The 15,165-nt window shown below is 71.9% G+C and carries 13 protein-coding genes; 7 read left to right on the top strand and 6 right to left on the bottom strand.

Features of this window, described 5'->3' with window-relative positions; genetic code table 11:
• Positions 1-19: 19 nt before the first annotated feature.
• Both NFX31_RS04240 and NFX31_RS04245 read right to left on the bottom strand, forming a co-directional pair.
• Positions 20-1,063 (bottom strand): ATP-dependent DNA ligase, encoded by a 1,044-nt coding sequence (locus tag NFX31_RS04240; protein ID WP_262956865.1) that lies wholly within the window; start codon positions 1,061-1,063, stop codon positions 20-22.
• Positions 1,064-1,178: 115 nt separating this feature from the next.
• On the bottom strand, positions 1,179-2,630 hold the full coding sequence (locus tag NFX31_RS04245) for a phytoene desaturase family protein (RefSeq protein WP_262956866.1): 1,452 nt from the start codon (positions 2,628-2,630) through the stop codon (positions 1,179-1,181).
• 58 nt (positions 2,631-2,688) lie between these two features.
• Here NFX31_RS04245 and NFX31_RS04250 point away from each other — a divergent pair, with 58 nt between their 5' ends.
• On the top strand, positions 2,689-3,192 hold the full coding sequence (locus tag NFX31_RS04250) for a hypothetical protein (RefSeq protein WP_262956867.1): 504 nt from the start codon (positions 2,689-2,691) through the stop codon (positions 3,190-3,192).
• 270 nt (positions 3,193-3,462) lie between these two features.
• Here the strand turns inward: NFX31_RS04250 and NFX31_RS04255 are convergent, their stop codons facing one another.
• Both NFX31_RS04255 and NFX31_RS04260 read right to left on the bottom strand, forming a co-directional pair.
• Positions 3,463-4,698 carry an acyl-CoA dehydrogenase family protein gene (locus NFX31_RS04255; protein ID WP_262956868.1) on the bottom strand — a complete coding sequence of 412 codons (1,236 nt, stop codon included), beginning with the start codon at positions 4,696-4,698 and terminating at the stop codon, positions 3,463-3,465.
• A gap of 117 nt (positions 4,699-4,815) precedes the next feature.
• Positions 4,816-5,487: a TetR family transcriptional regulator gene (locus NFX31_RS04260; RefSeq protein WP_045250769.1), complete on the bottom strand. Its 672-nt coding sequence runs from the start codon at positions 5,485-5,487 to the stop codon at positions 4,816-4,818.
• Between the two features lie 198 nt (positions 5,488-5,685).
• On the opposite strand from NFX31_RS04260, the gene sucC reads away from it, so the two are divergent.
• Both sucC and sucD read left to right on the top strand, forming a co-directional pair.
• Entirely contained in the window at positions 5,686-6,852 is a 1,167-nt protein-coding gene (gene sucC / locus NFX31_RS04265; RefSeq protein WP_045250770.1) for an ADP-forming succinate--CoA ligase subunit beta, read from the top strand.
• 13 nt (positions 6,853-6,865) lie between these two features.
• Complete coding sequence (sucD, locus tag NFX31_RS04270) at positions 6,866-7,768, top strand: succinate--CoA ligase subunit alpha (protein ID WP_045250771.1); 903 nt, start codon at positions 6,866-6,868, stop codon at positions 7,766-7,768.
• A gap of 250 nt (positions 7,769-8,018) precedes the next feature.
• Here sucD and NFX31_RS04275 read toward each other — a convergent pair whose 3' ends face one another.
• Entirely contained in the window at positions 8,019-8,969 is a 951-nt protein-coding gene (locus NFX31_RS04275; protein WP_262956869.1) for a GlxA family transcriptional regulator, read from the bottom strand.
• Between the two features lie 70 nt (positions 8,970-9,039).
• Here NFX31_RS04275 and NFX31_RS04280 point away from each other — a divergent pair, with 70 nt between their 5' ends.
• On the top strand, positions 9,040-9,795 hold the full coding sequence (locus tag NFX31_RS04280) for an MBL fold metallo-hydrolase (protein ID WP_262956870.1): 756 nt from the start codon (positions 9,040-9,042) through the stop codon (positions 9,793-9,795).
• 104 nt (positions 9,796-9,899) lie between these two features.
• Here the strand turns inward: NFX31_RS04280 and NFX31_RS04285 are convergent, their stop codons facing one another.
• A complete protein-coding gene (locus tag NFX31_RS04285; protein ID WP_091481328.1) occupies positions 9,900-11,321 on the bottom strand; it encodes an NCS2 family permease in 1,422 nt (473 codons plus the stop codon).
• 82 nt (positions 11,322-11,403) lie between these two features.
• Between NFX31_RS04285 and NFX31_RS04290 the strand changes: the two genes are divergently transcribed.
• From NFX31_RS04290 to purH, 3 genes are read left to right on the top strand one after another with little or no spacing between them, the layout of a single operon-like run.
• On the top strand, positions 11,404-12,663 hold the full coding sequence (locus NFX31_RS04290; protein WP_262956871.1) for a cell division protein PerM: 1,260 nt from the start codon (positions 11,404-11,406) through the stop codon (positions 12,661-12,663).
• 53 nt (positions 12,664-12,716) lie between these two features.
• The gene (purN, locus tag NFX31_RS04295; RefSeq protein WP_045250775.1) at positions 12,717-13,313 is read left to right on the top strand and encodes a phosphoribosylglycinamide formyltransferase; all 597 of its coding nucleotides are present in this window, start codon (positions 12,717-12,719) and stop codon (positions 13,311-13,313) included.
• 25 nt (positions 13,314-13,338) lie between these two features.
• Positions 13,339-14,946: a bifunctional phosphoribosylaminoimidazolecarboxamide formyltransferase/IMP cyclohydrolase gene (purH, locus tag NFX31_RS04300; RefSeq protein WP_045250776.1), complete on the top strand. Its 1,608-nt coding sequence runs from the start codon at positions 13,339-13,341 to the stop codon at positions 14,944-14,946.
• The last annotated feature ends 219 nt before the right edge of the window (positions 14,947-15,165 follow it).

The raw sequence follows: 15,165 nt of genomic DNA on the forward strand, positions 1-15,165 counted from the left end.
GCGGCTGCCGGGAGGGGCGTCAGTCGATCACGTCGGCGAGGTCGTAGCCGGCGACGGTCTCGAGCTGCTCGTAGGTGCACGATCGCGCCTCGCGGTCGTCGCGCCAGCGCTCGAACTGCACGGTGTGCCGGAACCGCCACCCCTCCAGCTGGTCGTAGCGCACCTCGAGCACGCGCTCGGGGCGCAGCCGCACGAACGACGTGTCCTTGCTCCCGCTGAATCGGGATCGTTCGCCCTCGCCGGTGACGGCGACGCCGGACTCGTCGCGCTCCACGAGGGGCGCCAGGTCCTCGACCAGCTGCTGCCGCGTCGCGTCGCTCCACGCCGCCACTCCGCCGACCTGGCGCAGCACGCCGTCGTCGCCGTAGAGGCCGACGAGGAGGGATCCGACGCCCGAGCCGCTCTTGTGGATGCGGTAGCCGAGCGCGACCACGTCCGCCGTGCGCGCGTGCTTCACCTTGAACAGGGTGCGCTTGTTCGGCGCGTACGGCTGGTCCAGCGGCTTCGCGACGACGCCGTCGAGACCCGCGCCCTCGAACTCGGCGAGCCAGCGCCGGGCCAGATCGGGATCCGTGGTCGTGCGCGTGAGGTGCAGCGGGTGCGGCACCTCGGCGAGCAGGCGCTCGAGCCGCGCCCTGCGCTCGCCGAAGGCGAGCTGCTGCAGATCCTCGTCGCCGTCGGCGAGCAGGTCGAACGCGATGAACATCGCCGGCGTCTCCGCCGACAGCTTCTGCACCCGGGACGCGGCGGGATGGATCCGCTGGCTCAGGGCCTCCCAGTCCAGCCGCTGCGATCCCGCGGGGCCGGTGGCGACGACGATCTCGCCGTCGAGCAGGCACGGTCCCGGAAGGAGGCGGGGGATCGCTTCGACGAGCTCGGGGAAGTAGCGCGTGAGCGGCTTCGCCCCGCGGGAGCCGATCTCGACCGTCTCGCCGTCCCACGACACGAGCCCGCGGAAGCCGTCCCACTTGGGTTCGTACAGCAGGCCGTCCGGGAACTTCGCCGGATCCGGGACGGCGGCGGAGGCCTTCGCGAGCATCGGTGCGGGGATCTCGTAGCGCATGGATCCCATCCTGCCTGCCCGCCCGCCTCGTCGGTCCGTCTATTTTCGCCGAACCGTGGCGTTTCGTGCCCTGAGCCCACCGTTTGACGCAAACAGACGGAGCGACGAGGGGGGATCAGGGGGCGAACAGGTCGGGGAGGGCGACGCGCTCGCCGGCGTCCGCGAGCGCGGTGAGTGCGGCGTGCCAGCCGGCCATGCCGTTGACCCCGGGACCGGGCGGCGTGGCCGCCGACGCGAGGTACACGCCGGGCATCGGCGTGCGCCAGGGGGTGCGGGACAGCACGGGCCGCACGAACGCCTGGCGCATCGTGAACGCGCCGCCGAAGATGTCGCCGCCGATCTCCGCCGGGTTCAGGTGCACGCGCTCCCGGGCGCTCACGGCATGGCTAGCGAGGATGCGATCGCGGAACCCCGGCGCGAAGCGCTCGATCTGCCGCACGATCAGCTCCGTCGCGTCGGCATCCGAGTTCGCCGGCACGTGGATGTACGCCCACAGCACCTGCCGGCCCGCGGGCGCGCGGGAGTCGTCGAGCACGGAAGGCTGCACGACGAGGACGTAGGGTCGATCGGAGATCCGCCCCTGGGCGACCGCGTTCTCGCTGGCCCACACCTCCTCGCGGGTGCCGCCGACGTGCACGGTGGGCGCCAGCGCGACGTCGGGATTCGTCCACGGAACCGGACCGTCCAGGGCGAAGTCGACCTTGGCGGCAGCGTGGCCGTAACGGTAGGCGCGCACGGCGTCGGCGTAGCGGACAGGCACGTCGCGCAGGGTCAGCGCGAGCCGGGGCGCCGTGTTGAGCAGCAGCACGTCGCCCTGCCGCGGATCCCCCCAGTCCAGGGCCGAGAGGTCGGCGACGGGCGCGTCGGTGCGGATCCTGCCGCCGTGCGCACGCAGGTCGTCGGCGAGCGCGTCCGCGATCCGCTGGGCCCCGCCGCGCGGATACGCCCAGCCGCCGGCGTGCGCCTGCGCCATGAGGAGCAGGCCGGCCGCGGCGCCGCTGAGGGAGGGGAGCGCCGAGTTGGCGTGTGCCACCACGCCGGCCACGAGCGCGGCGGCCTCCGCGGTGCGGAAGGTGCGCTCGGCCATCGCCGATCCCTGCTCGAGCACGCGGAGCCCGTAGCGGACGGCGGTGACGGGGTCGTCCGGGAGGCGCAGCAGAGAACCGCCCGTGAAGTCGAGGAGCCCGTCGATGTGAGAGCTCAGCGGGCGCAGCAGGGCCCGCCAGGCGCGGGCGTCCGGGCCGAGCGCGTCAGCCGTGCGCTCGATGTCGTGCCAAGCGATCCCGGCCCGCCCGCCGTCGAGCGGATGGGCATATGCCGCTTCCGGAATGATCCAGTCGATGCGGTCGCGTCCGAAGGCGCGGAAGAACGGCGACGAGTAGGCCGCGGGGTGCACCGCCGAGCACACGTCGAGCACGAATCCGGGGAGCGTCGAGGTGTCGCTGCGCACGCCGCCGCCGATCGTCGGCGCCGCCTCGATCACCTCGACCGCGTATCCGGCACGGGCGAGCGAGACCGCGGCGGTCAGGCCGTTCGGTCCGCTGCCGATCACGGTCGCGCGGGGCATGCGGCCAGTCTCGCACGCGCGCAGGCCGCTCCGAGCAGAACGTGGGATCCTAGAGGGGATGAACGAAGTCCAGGGCCCGACCCCCACCGGCACCTCCCGTCCCTACAAGTCGCTCACCGAGGCTCTGCGCGGTCAGCGCATCGACCCGGTGAACCACGACTTCATCCGCGCGATCGTGGACGCCGTCGGCGTCAGCACCTTCATCGACCGCGGCCGCTACATCGAGGCGATCCGCCGCGGCGACGGTGCGGCCCTGCACATCGGGCGCACCTACACGAACGGCTTCACCGAGGACGAGATCGTCGTCGTCGGCGGGCGGCCGCTGCCGCTCGCGCCCAGCGAGGGCCGCGCGCCGTACTTCTACGTGACGCATCCGAGCGAGCTGCCGAGCGCACCGGCCGGCGTCGCGCGTCCGTCGCGCACCGCGGGGACCCGCGCTCCGGCGAAGCCCAAGTCCGAGCCCCGCGCGCCGAAGACGACTCCGCTGGACGAGCGCGACTACGGGGTGTGCAACGTGTGCTTCATGGTGAAGACGCCCTCCGGCGGCTGCGCCTGCACCTGAGCCCGAGCCCGAGCCGTTCCGCAGGGAGCCCGAGCCATTACGCAGGGAGCCCTGGTCGTTCTGCAGGGAGCCCCGGTCGTTCTGCAGGGAGCCCCGGTCGTGCCGTAGCTCTAGGCCGGGCGCGCCGCGGCCGCCGCGCGGAGGTGTGACCGGAACAGCGGATCCCGCCCCTGCACAACGGCGCCCGCCCCTGCACAACGGCGTCCGCGCCCTGCACAACCGCGCCCGGACCCTGCGCAGCGGCAAGACCGAGCTCGGCTCGGCGCCGGATCAGGCGAACGCGCTCATCCCGGTGATGTCGCGGCCGATGAGCAGCGCCTGCACGCTCTCGGTGCCCTCGTAGGTGTGGATGGCCTCGATGTCGGCCATGTGCTGCATCACGCCGTTCTCGAGCAGGATGCCGTTGCCGCCGAGCAGGTCGCGCGCGGTCTGGGCGATACGGCGTGCGGCGCGCGTGTTGTGGAACTTGGCGAGCGAGGCCTGCGTCGGCCGCAGGGTGCCCGCCTCGTCCATGTCCGCCATCCGGCGGCAGTACAGCTGCATCGCCGTGAGCTCCTCCAGCATGTGGGTGAGGCGCTCCTGCACCATCTGGAACTTCGCGAGCGGCTTGCCGAACTGGATCCGCGTCTTGGCGTACGCGAGTGCCGCCTCGTAGCAGGCGGTCGCGTGCCCGAGGGCCGACCAGGCCACGCCCGAGCGGGTCGCGTACAGCACGGTGGACGCGTCCTTGAAGCTGTGCGTGCCCGGCAGCACCGCATCCCGAGGGATCCGCACGTCATCGAGGCGGATGTGCGCCTGGTGGATCCCGCGCAGCGACACCTTGCCGGTGATGACGGTGCCCTGGTAGCCCGGACGGTCCTGCTCGACGAGGAAGCAGCGCACGGCGCCGTGCTCGGCGGCGTCCTCGTCGTCGACGCGCGCCCACACGAAGGTGATGCCGCCGGAGGCGCCGTTGCCGATCCACTTCTTCGCCCCGCGCAGCACCCACTCGTCGCCGTCGCGACGGGCGACGGTCTCCAGCGAGACCGAGTCGGATCCGTGGTCCGGCTCGGTGAGCGCGAAGGATCCGAGCACCGAGCCGTCGGCGAGGGGGACCAGCCAGCGCTCCTGCTGCTCGGGGCTGCCGAACAGCGCGAGGGAGCGCAGCGCGAGCCCGCCCTGCACGGCCAGCACGGTGCCGAGCGAGCCGTCGCCGCGGGAGATCTCCATGTTGACCAGGCCGGCCGCGAGCGGGCTCATCCGGGTCAGTGCGGGGTGCTCGATGCCGTCGACCACGAGATCCATCTCGCCCATGCGGCGGGCGGCGTCCAGCGGGTACTCGGCACGGTCCCACGCGTCGAGCATCTGCGGGGCGACCTCATCGACGTACGCCTGCGCCCGCTCCCAGTGCGCACGATCGGCGGCGGGGATGTCGGAGAAGACCTCGTAGTAGTCGGTGCCGGCGCGACCGGTCAGGTCATAGGAGGTGACGGCTTCGCCGGGGAAGCGGGGGGCGTCGTTGCTCATGGGATCTCCAACCTCAGGAGTGAGACTGAGTCTCAGGATTCATGAGACAGCGTACCGCCATTCGCGCGCGCGACCGATATCGGATCCACCGGGGATCGCGCGGGCGCGGTACGGACCTCAGCCCAGTTCGTCGCGCAGGCGCCGGCTGATCTCGGCCATCGGCATCGACCGGGGGAACACGGCCACCACGACCGCGTCGTCGCCGGGCTCCTTCATGCCGTCCGGGTGCACGCCGTACCGCCGCAGCACGTCGTCGAGCGCACGGCGCAGAGCCGCCGCCGAGGTGCGCGATCCGCGCAGCAGGCGCCGCAGCACGTGATTGTGCACGGCGGTGACGAGCGCCGCGAAGCCGACCGCGTCGAGCGGATCCAGATCCGGCAGCGAACGCCGCAGGTACTCGTCGAAGAGGCGCTCGTAGCGGAACACCGCGACGATCTCGCGTTCGCGCAGGGTCGGCACCTCCCGCACCACCTGATAGCGCAGGCGCGCCAGCTCGGGGTCGGCGGCGAACGCCCGGAACACCATCATCGACGCGTCGCACACGGCGGTCCACGGATTCGGGTGGGAGCGGTCCAGGTAGCGGCGCAGCCCCTCGAGCAGCTCCTCGTGATCGGCGAAGACGACGTCGTCCTTGCCGCCGAACTGACGGAAGAAGGTGGATCGGGAGATGCCGGCGGCGCGCGCGATCTGCTCGACCGAGGTCGCGTCGAAGCCCTGGGCGGAGAACAGCTCGAGCGCCGCGCGCACCACGGCGGTGCGGGCGGGGGACACGTCGGCGTGCTCTGTCATAGCAGCACAGCCTAGTTCCCTCGCCCCTCCGTGCACCGATGTGCGTCGCTGCGGGTCGCCGGCCCCCTCCGGAAGGCTGTACCGGCGGTCAGGAACCGCGATTCCGCGGTAGTAAGCTGGCTGATCGGGTCGAATCACATCGACACCCGACAGAATTCCTGTCGCGTCCCATTCGTCGCAACCAGCGAAGGACTGCACGTGGACCTCTACGAGTACCAGGCACGAGACCTTTTCGAAAAGTACGGAGTGCCGGTCCTCGCCGGCATCGTCGCCGACACCCCCGAGGAGGTGAAGGCAGCGGCGGAGAAGCTCGGTGGTGTGGTCGTCGTCAAGGCGCAGGTCAAGACCGGCGGCCGCGGCAAGGCCGGCGGCGTGAAGGTCGCGAAGAACCCGGACGAGGCGTACGAGGCCGCGAAGGCGATCCTGGGCCTGGACATCAAGGGCCACGTCGTCAAGCGCGTCATGGTCGCCGCCGGTGCCCGCATCGCGCGCGAGTTCTACTTCTCGGTCCTGCTCGACCGGGCCAACCGCTCGTACTTGAGCCTCGCCTCGGTCGAGGGTGGCATGGAGATCGAGCAGCTCGCGGTCGAGAAGCCCGAGGCGCTCGCCCGCGTCGAGGTCAACCCGATCGAGGGCATCACGCTCGACAAGGCGCTCGAGATCGCCCGGGCCGCGAACTTCGAGCCCGGCCTCGCCGAGAAGGTCGCCGACGTCTTCGTGAAGCTGTTCGAGGTCTACAAGGGCGAGGACGCGACCCTGGTCGAGGTCAACCCGCTGGTGCAGACCGAGGACGGCGACATCATCGCGCTCGACGGCAAGGTCACCCTCGACGACAACGCCTCCGAGGTGCGTCACCCGGAGCACGAGGAGCTCGCCGACAAGGCGACCGAGAACCCGCTCGAGGCCAAGGCCAAGGAGTCGGGTCTCAACTACGTCAAGCTCGACGGCCAGGTCGGCATCATCGGCAACGGCGCGGGTCTGGTCATGTCGACCCTCGACGTGGTCGCGTACGCCGGAGAGAACCACGGCGGCGTGAAGCCGGCCAACTTCCTCGACATCGGCGGCGGCGCGAACGCGCAGGTCATGGCCTCCGGCCTGGACGTGATCCTCGGCGACGAGCAGGTCAAGAGCGTCTTCGTGAACGTGTTCGGCGGCATCACCAGCTGCGTGGCCGTCGCAGAGGGCATCGTCAAGGCCCTCGAGATCCTCGGCGACGCGGCGACCAAGCCGCTGGTCGTCCGCCTCGACGGCAACCAGGTCGAAGAGGGCCGTGCGATCCTCACTGCCGCGAACCACCCCCTCGTCACGCTCGCCGCCACCATGGACGAGGGCGCCGACAAGGCCGCCGAGCTGGCGAACGCCTGAAAGGACTAGAGACATGTCGATCTATCTCAACAAGGACTCCAAGGTCATCGTCCAGGGCATCACGGGCGGCGAGGGCACCAAGCACACCGCGCTCATGCTCAAGGCGGGCACGAACGTCGTCGGCGGCGTGAACGCGCGCAAGGCCGGCACCACGGTCTCGCACACCGACAAGGACGGCAACGCCGTCGAGCTGCCGGTGTTCGCCTCGGTCGCCGAGGCGATCGAGAAGACGGGCGCGAACGCCTCGGTCGCCTTCGTGCCGCCGGCGTTCACGAAGGACGCGATGGTCGAGGCCATCGATGCCGAGATCCCGCTGCTCGTGGTCATCACCGAGGGCGTGCCGGTCGGCGACTCCGCCGAGGCGTGGGCGTACGCGACCGAGAAGGGCAACAAGACCCGCATCATCGGGCCGAACTGCCCCGGCATCATCACCCCGGGCGAGGCGCTCGCCGGCATCACCCCGGCCAACATCACCGGCAAGGGCCCGATCGGTCTCGTCTCGAAGTCGGGCACCCTGACCTACCAGATGATGTTCGAGCTGCGCGACCTGGGCTTCTCGACCGCCATCGGCATCGGCGGCGACCCGGTCATCGGCACGACGCACATCGACGCGCTCGCCGCGTTCGAGGCCGACCCCGAGACCAAGGCGATCGTCATGATCGGCGAGATCGGCGGCGACGCCGAGGAGCGTGCGGCCGAGTTCATCAAGGCCAACGTCACCAAGCCGGTCGTCGGCTACGTCGCGGGCTTCACCGCGCCCGAGGGCAAGACCATGGGCCACGCCGGCGCCATCGTCTCCGGCTCGGCGGGCACGGCGCAGGCGAAGAAGGAGGCCCTCGAGGCCGCCGGCGTCAAGGTCGGCAAGACGCCGTCCGAGACCGCCGCACTGCTGCGCGAGGTATTTGCTGCACTGTAGGCGCGAAGCGGCTTCGACCCGGTTGCTGAGCGAGGAGCGTAGCGACGAGTCGAAGTGCGCTGCGCTGTAAAGCACCGCAGTACACGAAGGGCTCCCGGCTTCGCGCCGGGGGCCCTTCGTCGTGCAGAGCGGGAGGTGGCCGCCCTGCCGGGATGCGGTGGAACGACCGAGATCCGGGGATCCGCGCAGGATCCGCCTGATCTCGGTCGGTTCGCCTGATCTCGGGTCGCGCCGAACCGCTCGGGCGGGGTCAGGCCGGGTCGGCGAACGCCCGGCGGTGTGCACCCGGCGTCGTGCCGAAGCGTGCGCGGAAGTGGTGGCGCAGCGTGACCGCGCTGCCGAATCCGGTGCGCTGCGCGACCGCGTCGACGGGCAGGTCCGACGCCTCCAGGAGGCGGCGCGCCTCGTCCAGACGGCGCTGCAGCAGCCAGTCGCCCGGGCTCGTGCCGGTGCGGTCGCGGAAGCGCCGTGTGAACGTGCGGCGGGAGAGGTGCACGGCGCCGGCCCAGTCGTCGAGGGGAGCCGGCGCGTCGAGCCGCTCCATGGCCCAGGCGATGGCCCGGTCGATCTCGTCGCCGTCCCGGTCGGCGGCGATCGGACGGGACAGGAACTGGGCCTGGGATCCCTCCCGGTGCGGCGCCATGACGAGCGATCGGGCCAGATCCGCGGCGACGGCGCTGCCCAGTTCGGTGCGGACGATGTGCAGGCAGCAGTCCAGGGCGGCGGCCACCCCGGCGGAGGTGACCACGTCGCCCAGGTCGGTCCAGAGGGCCTCGCAGCGCACCGTGAGCTCGGGATGACGGGCCGCGAGCTGCGGACCCGCGGACCAGTGCGTGGACACCTCGCGGCCGTCCGCGATGCCGCTCGCGGCGATCACGAAGGCACCCAGGCACAGGCCCAGCACCCGCGCGCCGTTCGCATGCGCGGTGCGGACGGCGTCGAGCAGGGCGGCGCTCGGCGCGACCTCCGGATCCCAACTGGGGATGACCACGAGATCGGCGCCGGCGAGGGCATCGAGCCCTTCGCCGACGACGAGGTCGAGTCCGGCGGCGGTGCGGATCGCGCCCGGCTCCTCGGCCACCGTGACGACGCGGTAGGCGGCCTCGACCGAGCGCACGCCCACACCGCCGAAGACCATGAGCGGGACGGACAGGTGGAACGGGCTGAGGCCGGGGAAGGCGAGCACGGCGGCGGTGCGCATGGCCCGATCTTATCGAAAGGTGACTTCAGGGCCACTCCCGGAGAGCGGACGGGATCGGCACGATGGATCCATGACCCAGAACCCTCTGACCCTGACCCTCGTCGGCGGACCGACCGTCGTGCTCGAATACGCCGGCCTGCGTCTGCTCACGGACCCGACCTTCGACGCCCCGCGGACCTATGAGGGCGGCATCGCGCTGCACAAGCTCACGGGACCCGCGCTCGGCCCCGCGGAGGTGGGGGCGATCGACGCTGTCCTGCTCTCGCACGACCAGCACCCCGACAACCTCGACGAGGCGGGGCGCGCGTTCCTGCCGCGTGCCGGTGCGGTGCTCTCCACGCCCGAGGCGCAGGAGCGGATCGAGGGCGTGACCGGACTCGCGCCGTGGCAGACACAGCGCGTCGGAGAGGTCTCGATCACCGCGGTCCCGGCGCTGCACGGGCCGGAGGGTGCGGAGGCGCTGTCGGGCACCGTGACGGGCTTCGTGCTCTCGGCCCCGGGCGAGCGCGTCGTGTACGTGTCGGGCGACAACGCGTCCGTCGCGGTGGTGTCGGCGATCGCCGAGCGGATCGGGCGGATCGACGTGGCCGTGCTCTTCGCCGGGGCCGCGAACGTGGGCCGCTTCGGCGACGCGGACCTCACCCTGAACGCGCGCACCGCGGTGGAGGCCGCCCGGGAGCTGGGGGAGGCCCTCATCGTGCCGGTGCACGCCGAAGGATGGCACCACTTCTCCGAGACGCGCGAGCGCCTCGTGCGCGAGTTCGGCTATGCGGGGCTCGCCGGGCGGCTGCGGGTGCCCGAGGCGGGCGTGCCGCTCGCGCTCTGAGCGGAGCGCCCGGGAGGGATACGCGACGAGGCCCTCTCACGGCACCGCCCATCCGGGCGTCGTGCGGCGAGAGGGCCTCGTCGGATCCGGGGGTCAGCCGGCGGTCACGCCCCGAGCAGGGCCTCGATCGGGCCGCGGGCGAAGAACAGCACGAACCCGACGCCCACCACCCACAGCAGCGGATGGATCGTCTTGGCGCGGCCGGTGAGGGCGTTCACGACGATCCAGCTGACGAAGCCGGCGCCGATGCCGTTGGCGATCGAGTAGGTCATCGGCATGACCGTGACCGTGAGGAACACCGGGAGCAGCACGCGGAAGTCTCCGAGGTCGATGTTCTTGATCTGCGACAGCATCATCGCGCCGACGAGCACGAGCGCGGCCGCGGCGACCTCGCTGGGCACGAGGGCCGTGAGCGGGGTGAAGAACATCGCGAGCAGGAACAGCACGCCGGTGATGGTGGTCGCCAGGCCCGTGCGGGCCCCCTCGCCGATGCCGGCGCCGGACTCGACGAACACGGTCGCGGACGAGGAGGAGGTGCCGCCGCCGACGATCGCGCCGACGCCCTCGACCACCAGGGCCGACTTGATCCGCGGGAAGTCGCCCTTCTCGTCGGCGAGATCGGCCTCCTTGGCGAGACCCGTCATGGTGCCCATCGCGTCGAAGAAGTTCGAGAACAGCAGCGTGAAGACGAACATCACCAGGGTGACGCCGCCGACCTTCGCAAGGTCGAATCCGAAGTCCACCCGGCCGATGAGGCTCAGATCCGGCAGGCCCACGATGCTGCCCGTGAAGCCGAACTTCTGCCCGAACGGCCAGATGAGGTTGAGGATCGCGGCCAGCACCGTGCCGCCCACGAGCGCGATGAGGATGGCGCCCTTGACGCGCAGCGCGATGAGCACGCCGCCGATCAGCAAGGTGAGCACGAACAGCAGGGTGGGGATCGAGGCGACGGATCCGCCGATGCCGAGGTCGACCGGAGGGGAGGCCTGCTTCGTCGAGGTGACGAAGCCCGCGTTCACGAACCCGATGAACGCGATGAACAGGCCGATGCCGACCGTGATGGCGAGCTTGAGCTGCACGGGCACGGCGTCGAAGATGAGCTTGCGCAGCCCGGTCGCCGCGAGCAGCACGATGATCACGCCGTTGATCACCACGAGCGCCATGGCCTCGGGCCAGGTGACCGACTTGACGACCGTGAACGCGAGGAAGGCGTTGATGCCGAGGCCCGCGGCGAAGGCGAACGGCAGCCGGGCGACGAGCCCGAACAGGATCGTCATGACGCCCGCGGTCAGCGCCGTGGCGGCGGCGACCGCGGTGCCCGGCAGGGTGTGGCCCGCGACGTCGGGCGTGGCCAGGATGATCGGGTTGAGGATGACGATGTAGGCCATCGTCACGAAGGTGACGATGCCGCCGCGGACCTCGGTGCCGAGGGTGGATCCGCGTCGGGTGATCTCGAAGAACCGGTCGAGCGCGTTCTTGGGCTCTGCGGCGGTCTCGTCGGTCGTGGGCGGGGGGACTGTTGTCATGGGGGACCTCCGCGGAAAACCGTATCGCGTCGCGGATGTCGTCCGTGTGTCGTGCGGCGGAGCACGTAGGCTCGAAGCCGTCATGCAACGCCTCCTCATCGTGCTCCTGGCCGCGGTCGATGCCGTCGTCGCGGCTGCGATCGGCCTCGCCGCGCTGCTCGCGCCCCTCACCGTGATCTGGGCGGTGGCGTTCGGGACGCGCGCCGACTGGGGCGCGCTGTGGCCGGCGACCGCCACTCTGTGGCAGTTCGGGCACGGCGTGCCGCTGGCCGTCTCGCTGCCCGACGCGCTGGTGCGCTCGACGGGGCTGGATCCGTCCGCCGCGCGCTTCGCACTGTCGGTGACGCCGCTGCTCCTGCTCGGCTTCACGGCGATCTTCGCGGCGCGCTCGGGCCGTCGTGCCGCGCTCGCCGGATCCTGGCCCGCAGGCGTGATCGGCGGCACGGTCGTCTTCGCGGCGATCTCGGCCCTCACCGCCCTGACCGGCGGACTCGGCGTGCTGCGGGCGCCGCTGTGGGCGGCGATGCTGTTCCCGCCGCTCGTGTTCCTGTGCGGCGCGCTCGCCGGAGCCGTCGCGACCGCGTGGGGCGAAGGCGACGGCGGGATCGTCGACCGTGTGCAGGATGCGCTGGACCGACGGCCCGACTGGGCCCCTGTGCCCGGCGACATCGTGCGGGGCGCTGCCGCCGCGGTCGTCGGAGTCGTGGGCGCGGCGGGGCTGGCGGTCGCCGTGGCCGCCCTCGTGCGCGGCGGTCAGACCGTGGCGCTGTTCGAGGCGCTGCGCGCCGACGGGCTCGGCGTCGTCGTGATCGGACTGGCGCAGCTCGCATACCTGCCGACGCTCGTGGCCTGGGCGGTCGCCTGGATCGCCGGCCCCGGCTTCGCGATCGGCGCGGGCACGGCCGTCTCGCCCGCCGGCACCGCGCTCGGCGTGGTCCCGAGCGTTCCGCTGCTGGGACTCGTGCCGGACAGCACGTCCCCGTGGCTGCTCATCGTCGTCCTGGTGCCGATCGCGGCGGGCGCCTTCGCCGGGTGGCTGATCCGCTCGCGTCAGGTCTCCGCGGGCGCCGAGGCGTCGTTCGGCGCCCGCGCGGCGACGGCCGTGGGGATCGCCGTGCTCTCCGGCGGCGCGGGCGCCCTGCTCGCCGCGCTGTCGCGCGGCTCGCTCGGACCGGGGCGCCTCGCCGTCGCAGGTCCCGAGCCGGGTCCCGTCGCCCTCGCGCTCGGACTCGAGGTGCTCGTCGGCGCCGGGATCCTGCTGCTCGCGCCGCGTCGCCGGGGGCTCTTCGGCGAGGAAGGGTTCGACGACGCGGAGGACGTGCTGCGCTCCGAGCGCGTCTGAGCGGCGGCGTCACCGCGGCCGGGGCGCCGCGGGCTCCCGGCTAGACTGTTCGGGTGCTGACGGTCGCCGTACTCATCTCGGGCACCGGCTCGAATCTTCGTGCCCTCCTCGACGCGGCTGACGACCCCGGATTCCCCGCCCGGATCATCGTGATCGGCGCCGATCGCGAGGCCGACGGTCTCGCGCACGCCGAGGCGTTCGGGATCCCGTCGTTCGTGGTGCCGTGGGAGGCGTTCGACAGCCGCGAGGAGTGGGGCGCCGAGCTCGACGCGCAGCTGAGGGTCTGGAATCCGGACCTCATCGTGCTGTCCGGCCTCATGCGCCTGCTGCCGCACGACGTCGTGGCGGCGTGGGCGCCGAACATCATCAACACGCACCCGGCCTACCTGCCCGAGTTCCCGGGAGCGCACGGCGTGCGCGACGCCCTCGCCGCGGGCGTCGGCGAGACCGGCGCCAGCGTGATCGTGGTCGACGACGGCGTCGACAGCGGACCGATCCTCGCGCAGGAGCGCGTGCCGGTGCACGAGGGCGACACCGAGGCCACGCTGCACGAGCGCATCAAGCCCGTCGAGCGACGACTCCTGATCGACGTCGTCCGCCGCATCGCCGAGGGCGAGCTCGACCTCGGCGCCCGCCCCTCCCCGAACTGACGCCCACCCCCGGAAGGAAGTCCCGATGGCTGGTCCTGCCCACGACCCGTCCCTCTACCGCCCCCGCGATGCCGTGCGCATCCGCCGTGCGCTCGTCTCCGTGAGCGACAAGACGGGGCTCGTGCCGCTGGCCCAGGCGCTCGCCGACAACGGCATCGAGATCGTGTCGACCGGATCCACTGCGCAGACCATCCGGGATGCGGGCATCGCCGTCACCGACGTCGCCGCCGTCACAGGGGTCGCCGAGATGCTCGACGGGCGCGTGAAGACCCTGCACCCGTCGATCCACGGCGCGGTGCTCGCAGATCTGCGTCTGGAGGACCACGAGCGTCAGCTCGCCGAGCTCGGGATCAGCCCGTTCGAGCTCGTTGTGGTGAACCTGTACCCCTTCGTGCAGACGGTCGCCTCGGGCGCCGTGGGCGACGACGTCGTGGAGCAGATCGACATCGGCGGGCCGGCGATGGTGCGCGCCGCCGCGAAGAACCACGCCAACGTCGCGATCGTGGTCTCGCCCGAGTCCTATCCGTCGCTGCTGCGCGCCCTCGAGGACGGCGGCACCACGCTCGCCCAGCGCCGTGAGCTGGCCGCCCGCGCGTTCGCCCACACCGCCGCCTACGACACCGCCGTGGCGCAGTGGTTCTCCGACGGCACCCTGTCCAGCGACAGCGACCTCCCCGAGCACCTCACGATCTCCGCCTCGCGCCTGGCGACGCTGCGCTACGGCGAGAACTCGCACCAGCGCGCGGCGATCTACACCCGCGCCGGCGGCCACGGCATCGCGCAGGCCACGCAGCTGCAGGGCAAGGAGATGTCGTACAACAACTACGTCGACGCCGACGCGGCCCTGCGCGCGGCGTACGACATGGTGCATCCGGCCGTCGCCATCATCAAGCACGCGAACCCGTGCGGCATCGCGACCACGGCGCCCAATGCGCTGGACCCGATCGCGAGCGCGCACCTGCGTGCGCACGAGTGCGACCCGGTCTCGGCCTACGGCGGCGTCATCGCCGCGAACGGCACCGTGACCCTGAAGATGGCGGAGAACCTCAAGGACATCTTCACCGAGGTCATCGTCGCGCCGGCGTTCGAGCCGGCCGCGCTCGAGGTGTTCAAGGCGAAGAAGAACCTGCGCCTGCTCCAGCTGCCCGACGACTGGCAGCAGGAGCGGATGGACGTGCGCCTGGTGTCCGGCGGCCTGCTGCTGCAGGACGCGGACCGCTTCCCGGACGACATCGTCTCGGTCGCCAAGAACTGGGAGCTGGTCTCCGGCGAGCGCCCGGACGACCTCGAGATGGAGAACCTGATCTTCGCGTGGAAGGCGTGCCGCGCCGTGAAGTCGAACGCGATCGTGCTCGCCAAGGCGAACGCCACGGTCGGCGTCGGCATGGGTCAGGTCAACCGCGTCGACTCCTGCCGTCTGGCGGTCGAGCGCGCGGGTGACCGCGCGGCCGGATCCGTCGCCGCGTCGGACGCGTTCTTCCCGTTCGCCGACGGCGCGCAGGTGCTGATCGACGCCGGCGTGACGGCGATCGTGCAGCCCGGCGGATCCGTGCGGGACGAAGAGGTCGTGGACGCGGCCCGCAAGGCCGGCGTGACCATGTTCTTCACGGGAGAGCGCCACTTCTTCCACTGACCGGATCCCCGCGGATCCCTGCCGGATCCCCGCCAGATCTCTCGCGAGACCCCACGCAGCGTCGATACCCCCACAGGGGGACGCCGCCGCGTGGGGGTCTCGGCGCGCCGTGGGGGTCTCGGCACCGGCGGGGTCGGGGATCCGGGGGTCTGCGCTGGGGCTCCGGGGAGCCGGAACTGCCGTGTCCGATTTCCGCGAGCCTGCGGGAAACGGACGTGC

It is taken from the genome of Microbacterium azadirachtae (assembly GCF_025583665.1).
GTDB classification, from domain to species: Bacteria; Actinomycetota; Actinomycetes; order Actinomycetales; family Microbacteriaceae; genus Microbacterium; species Microbacterium azadirachtae.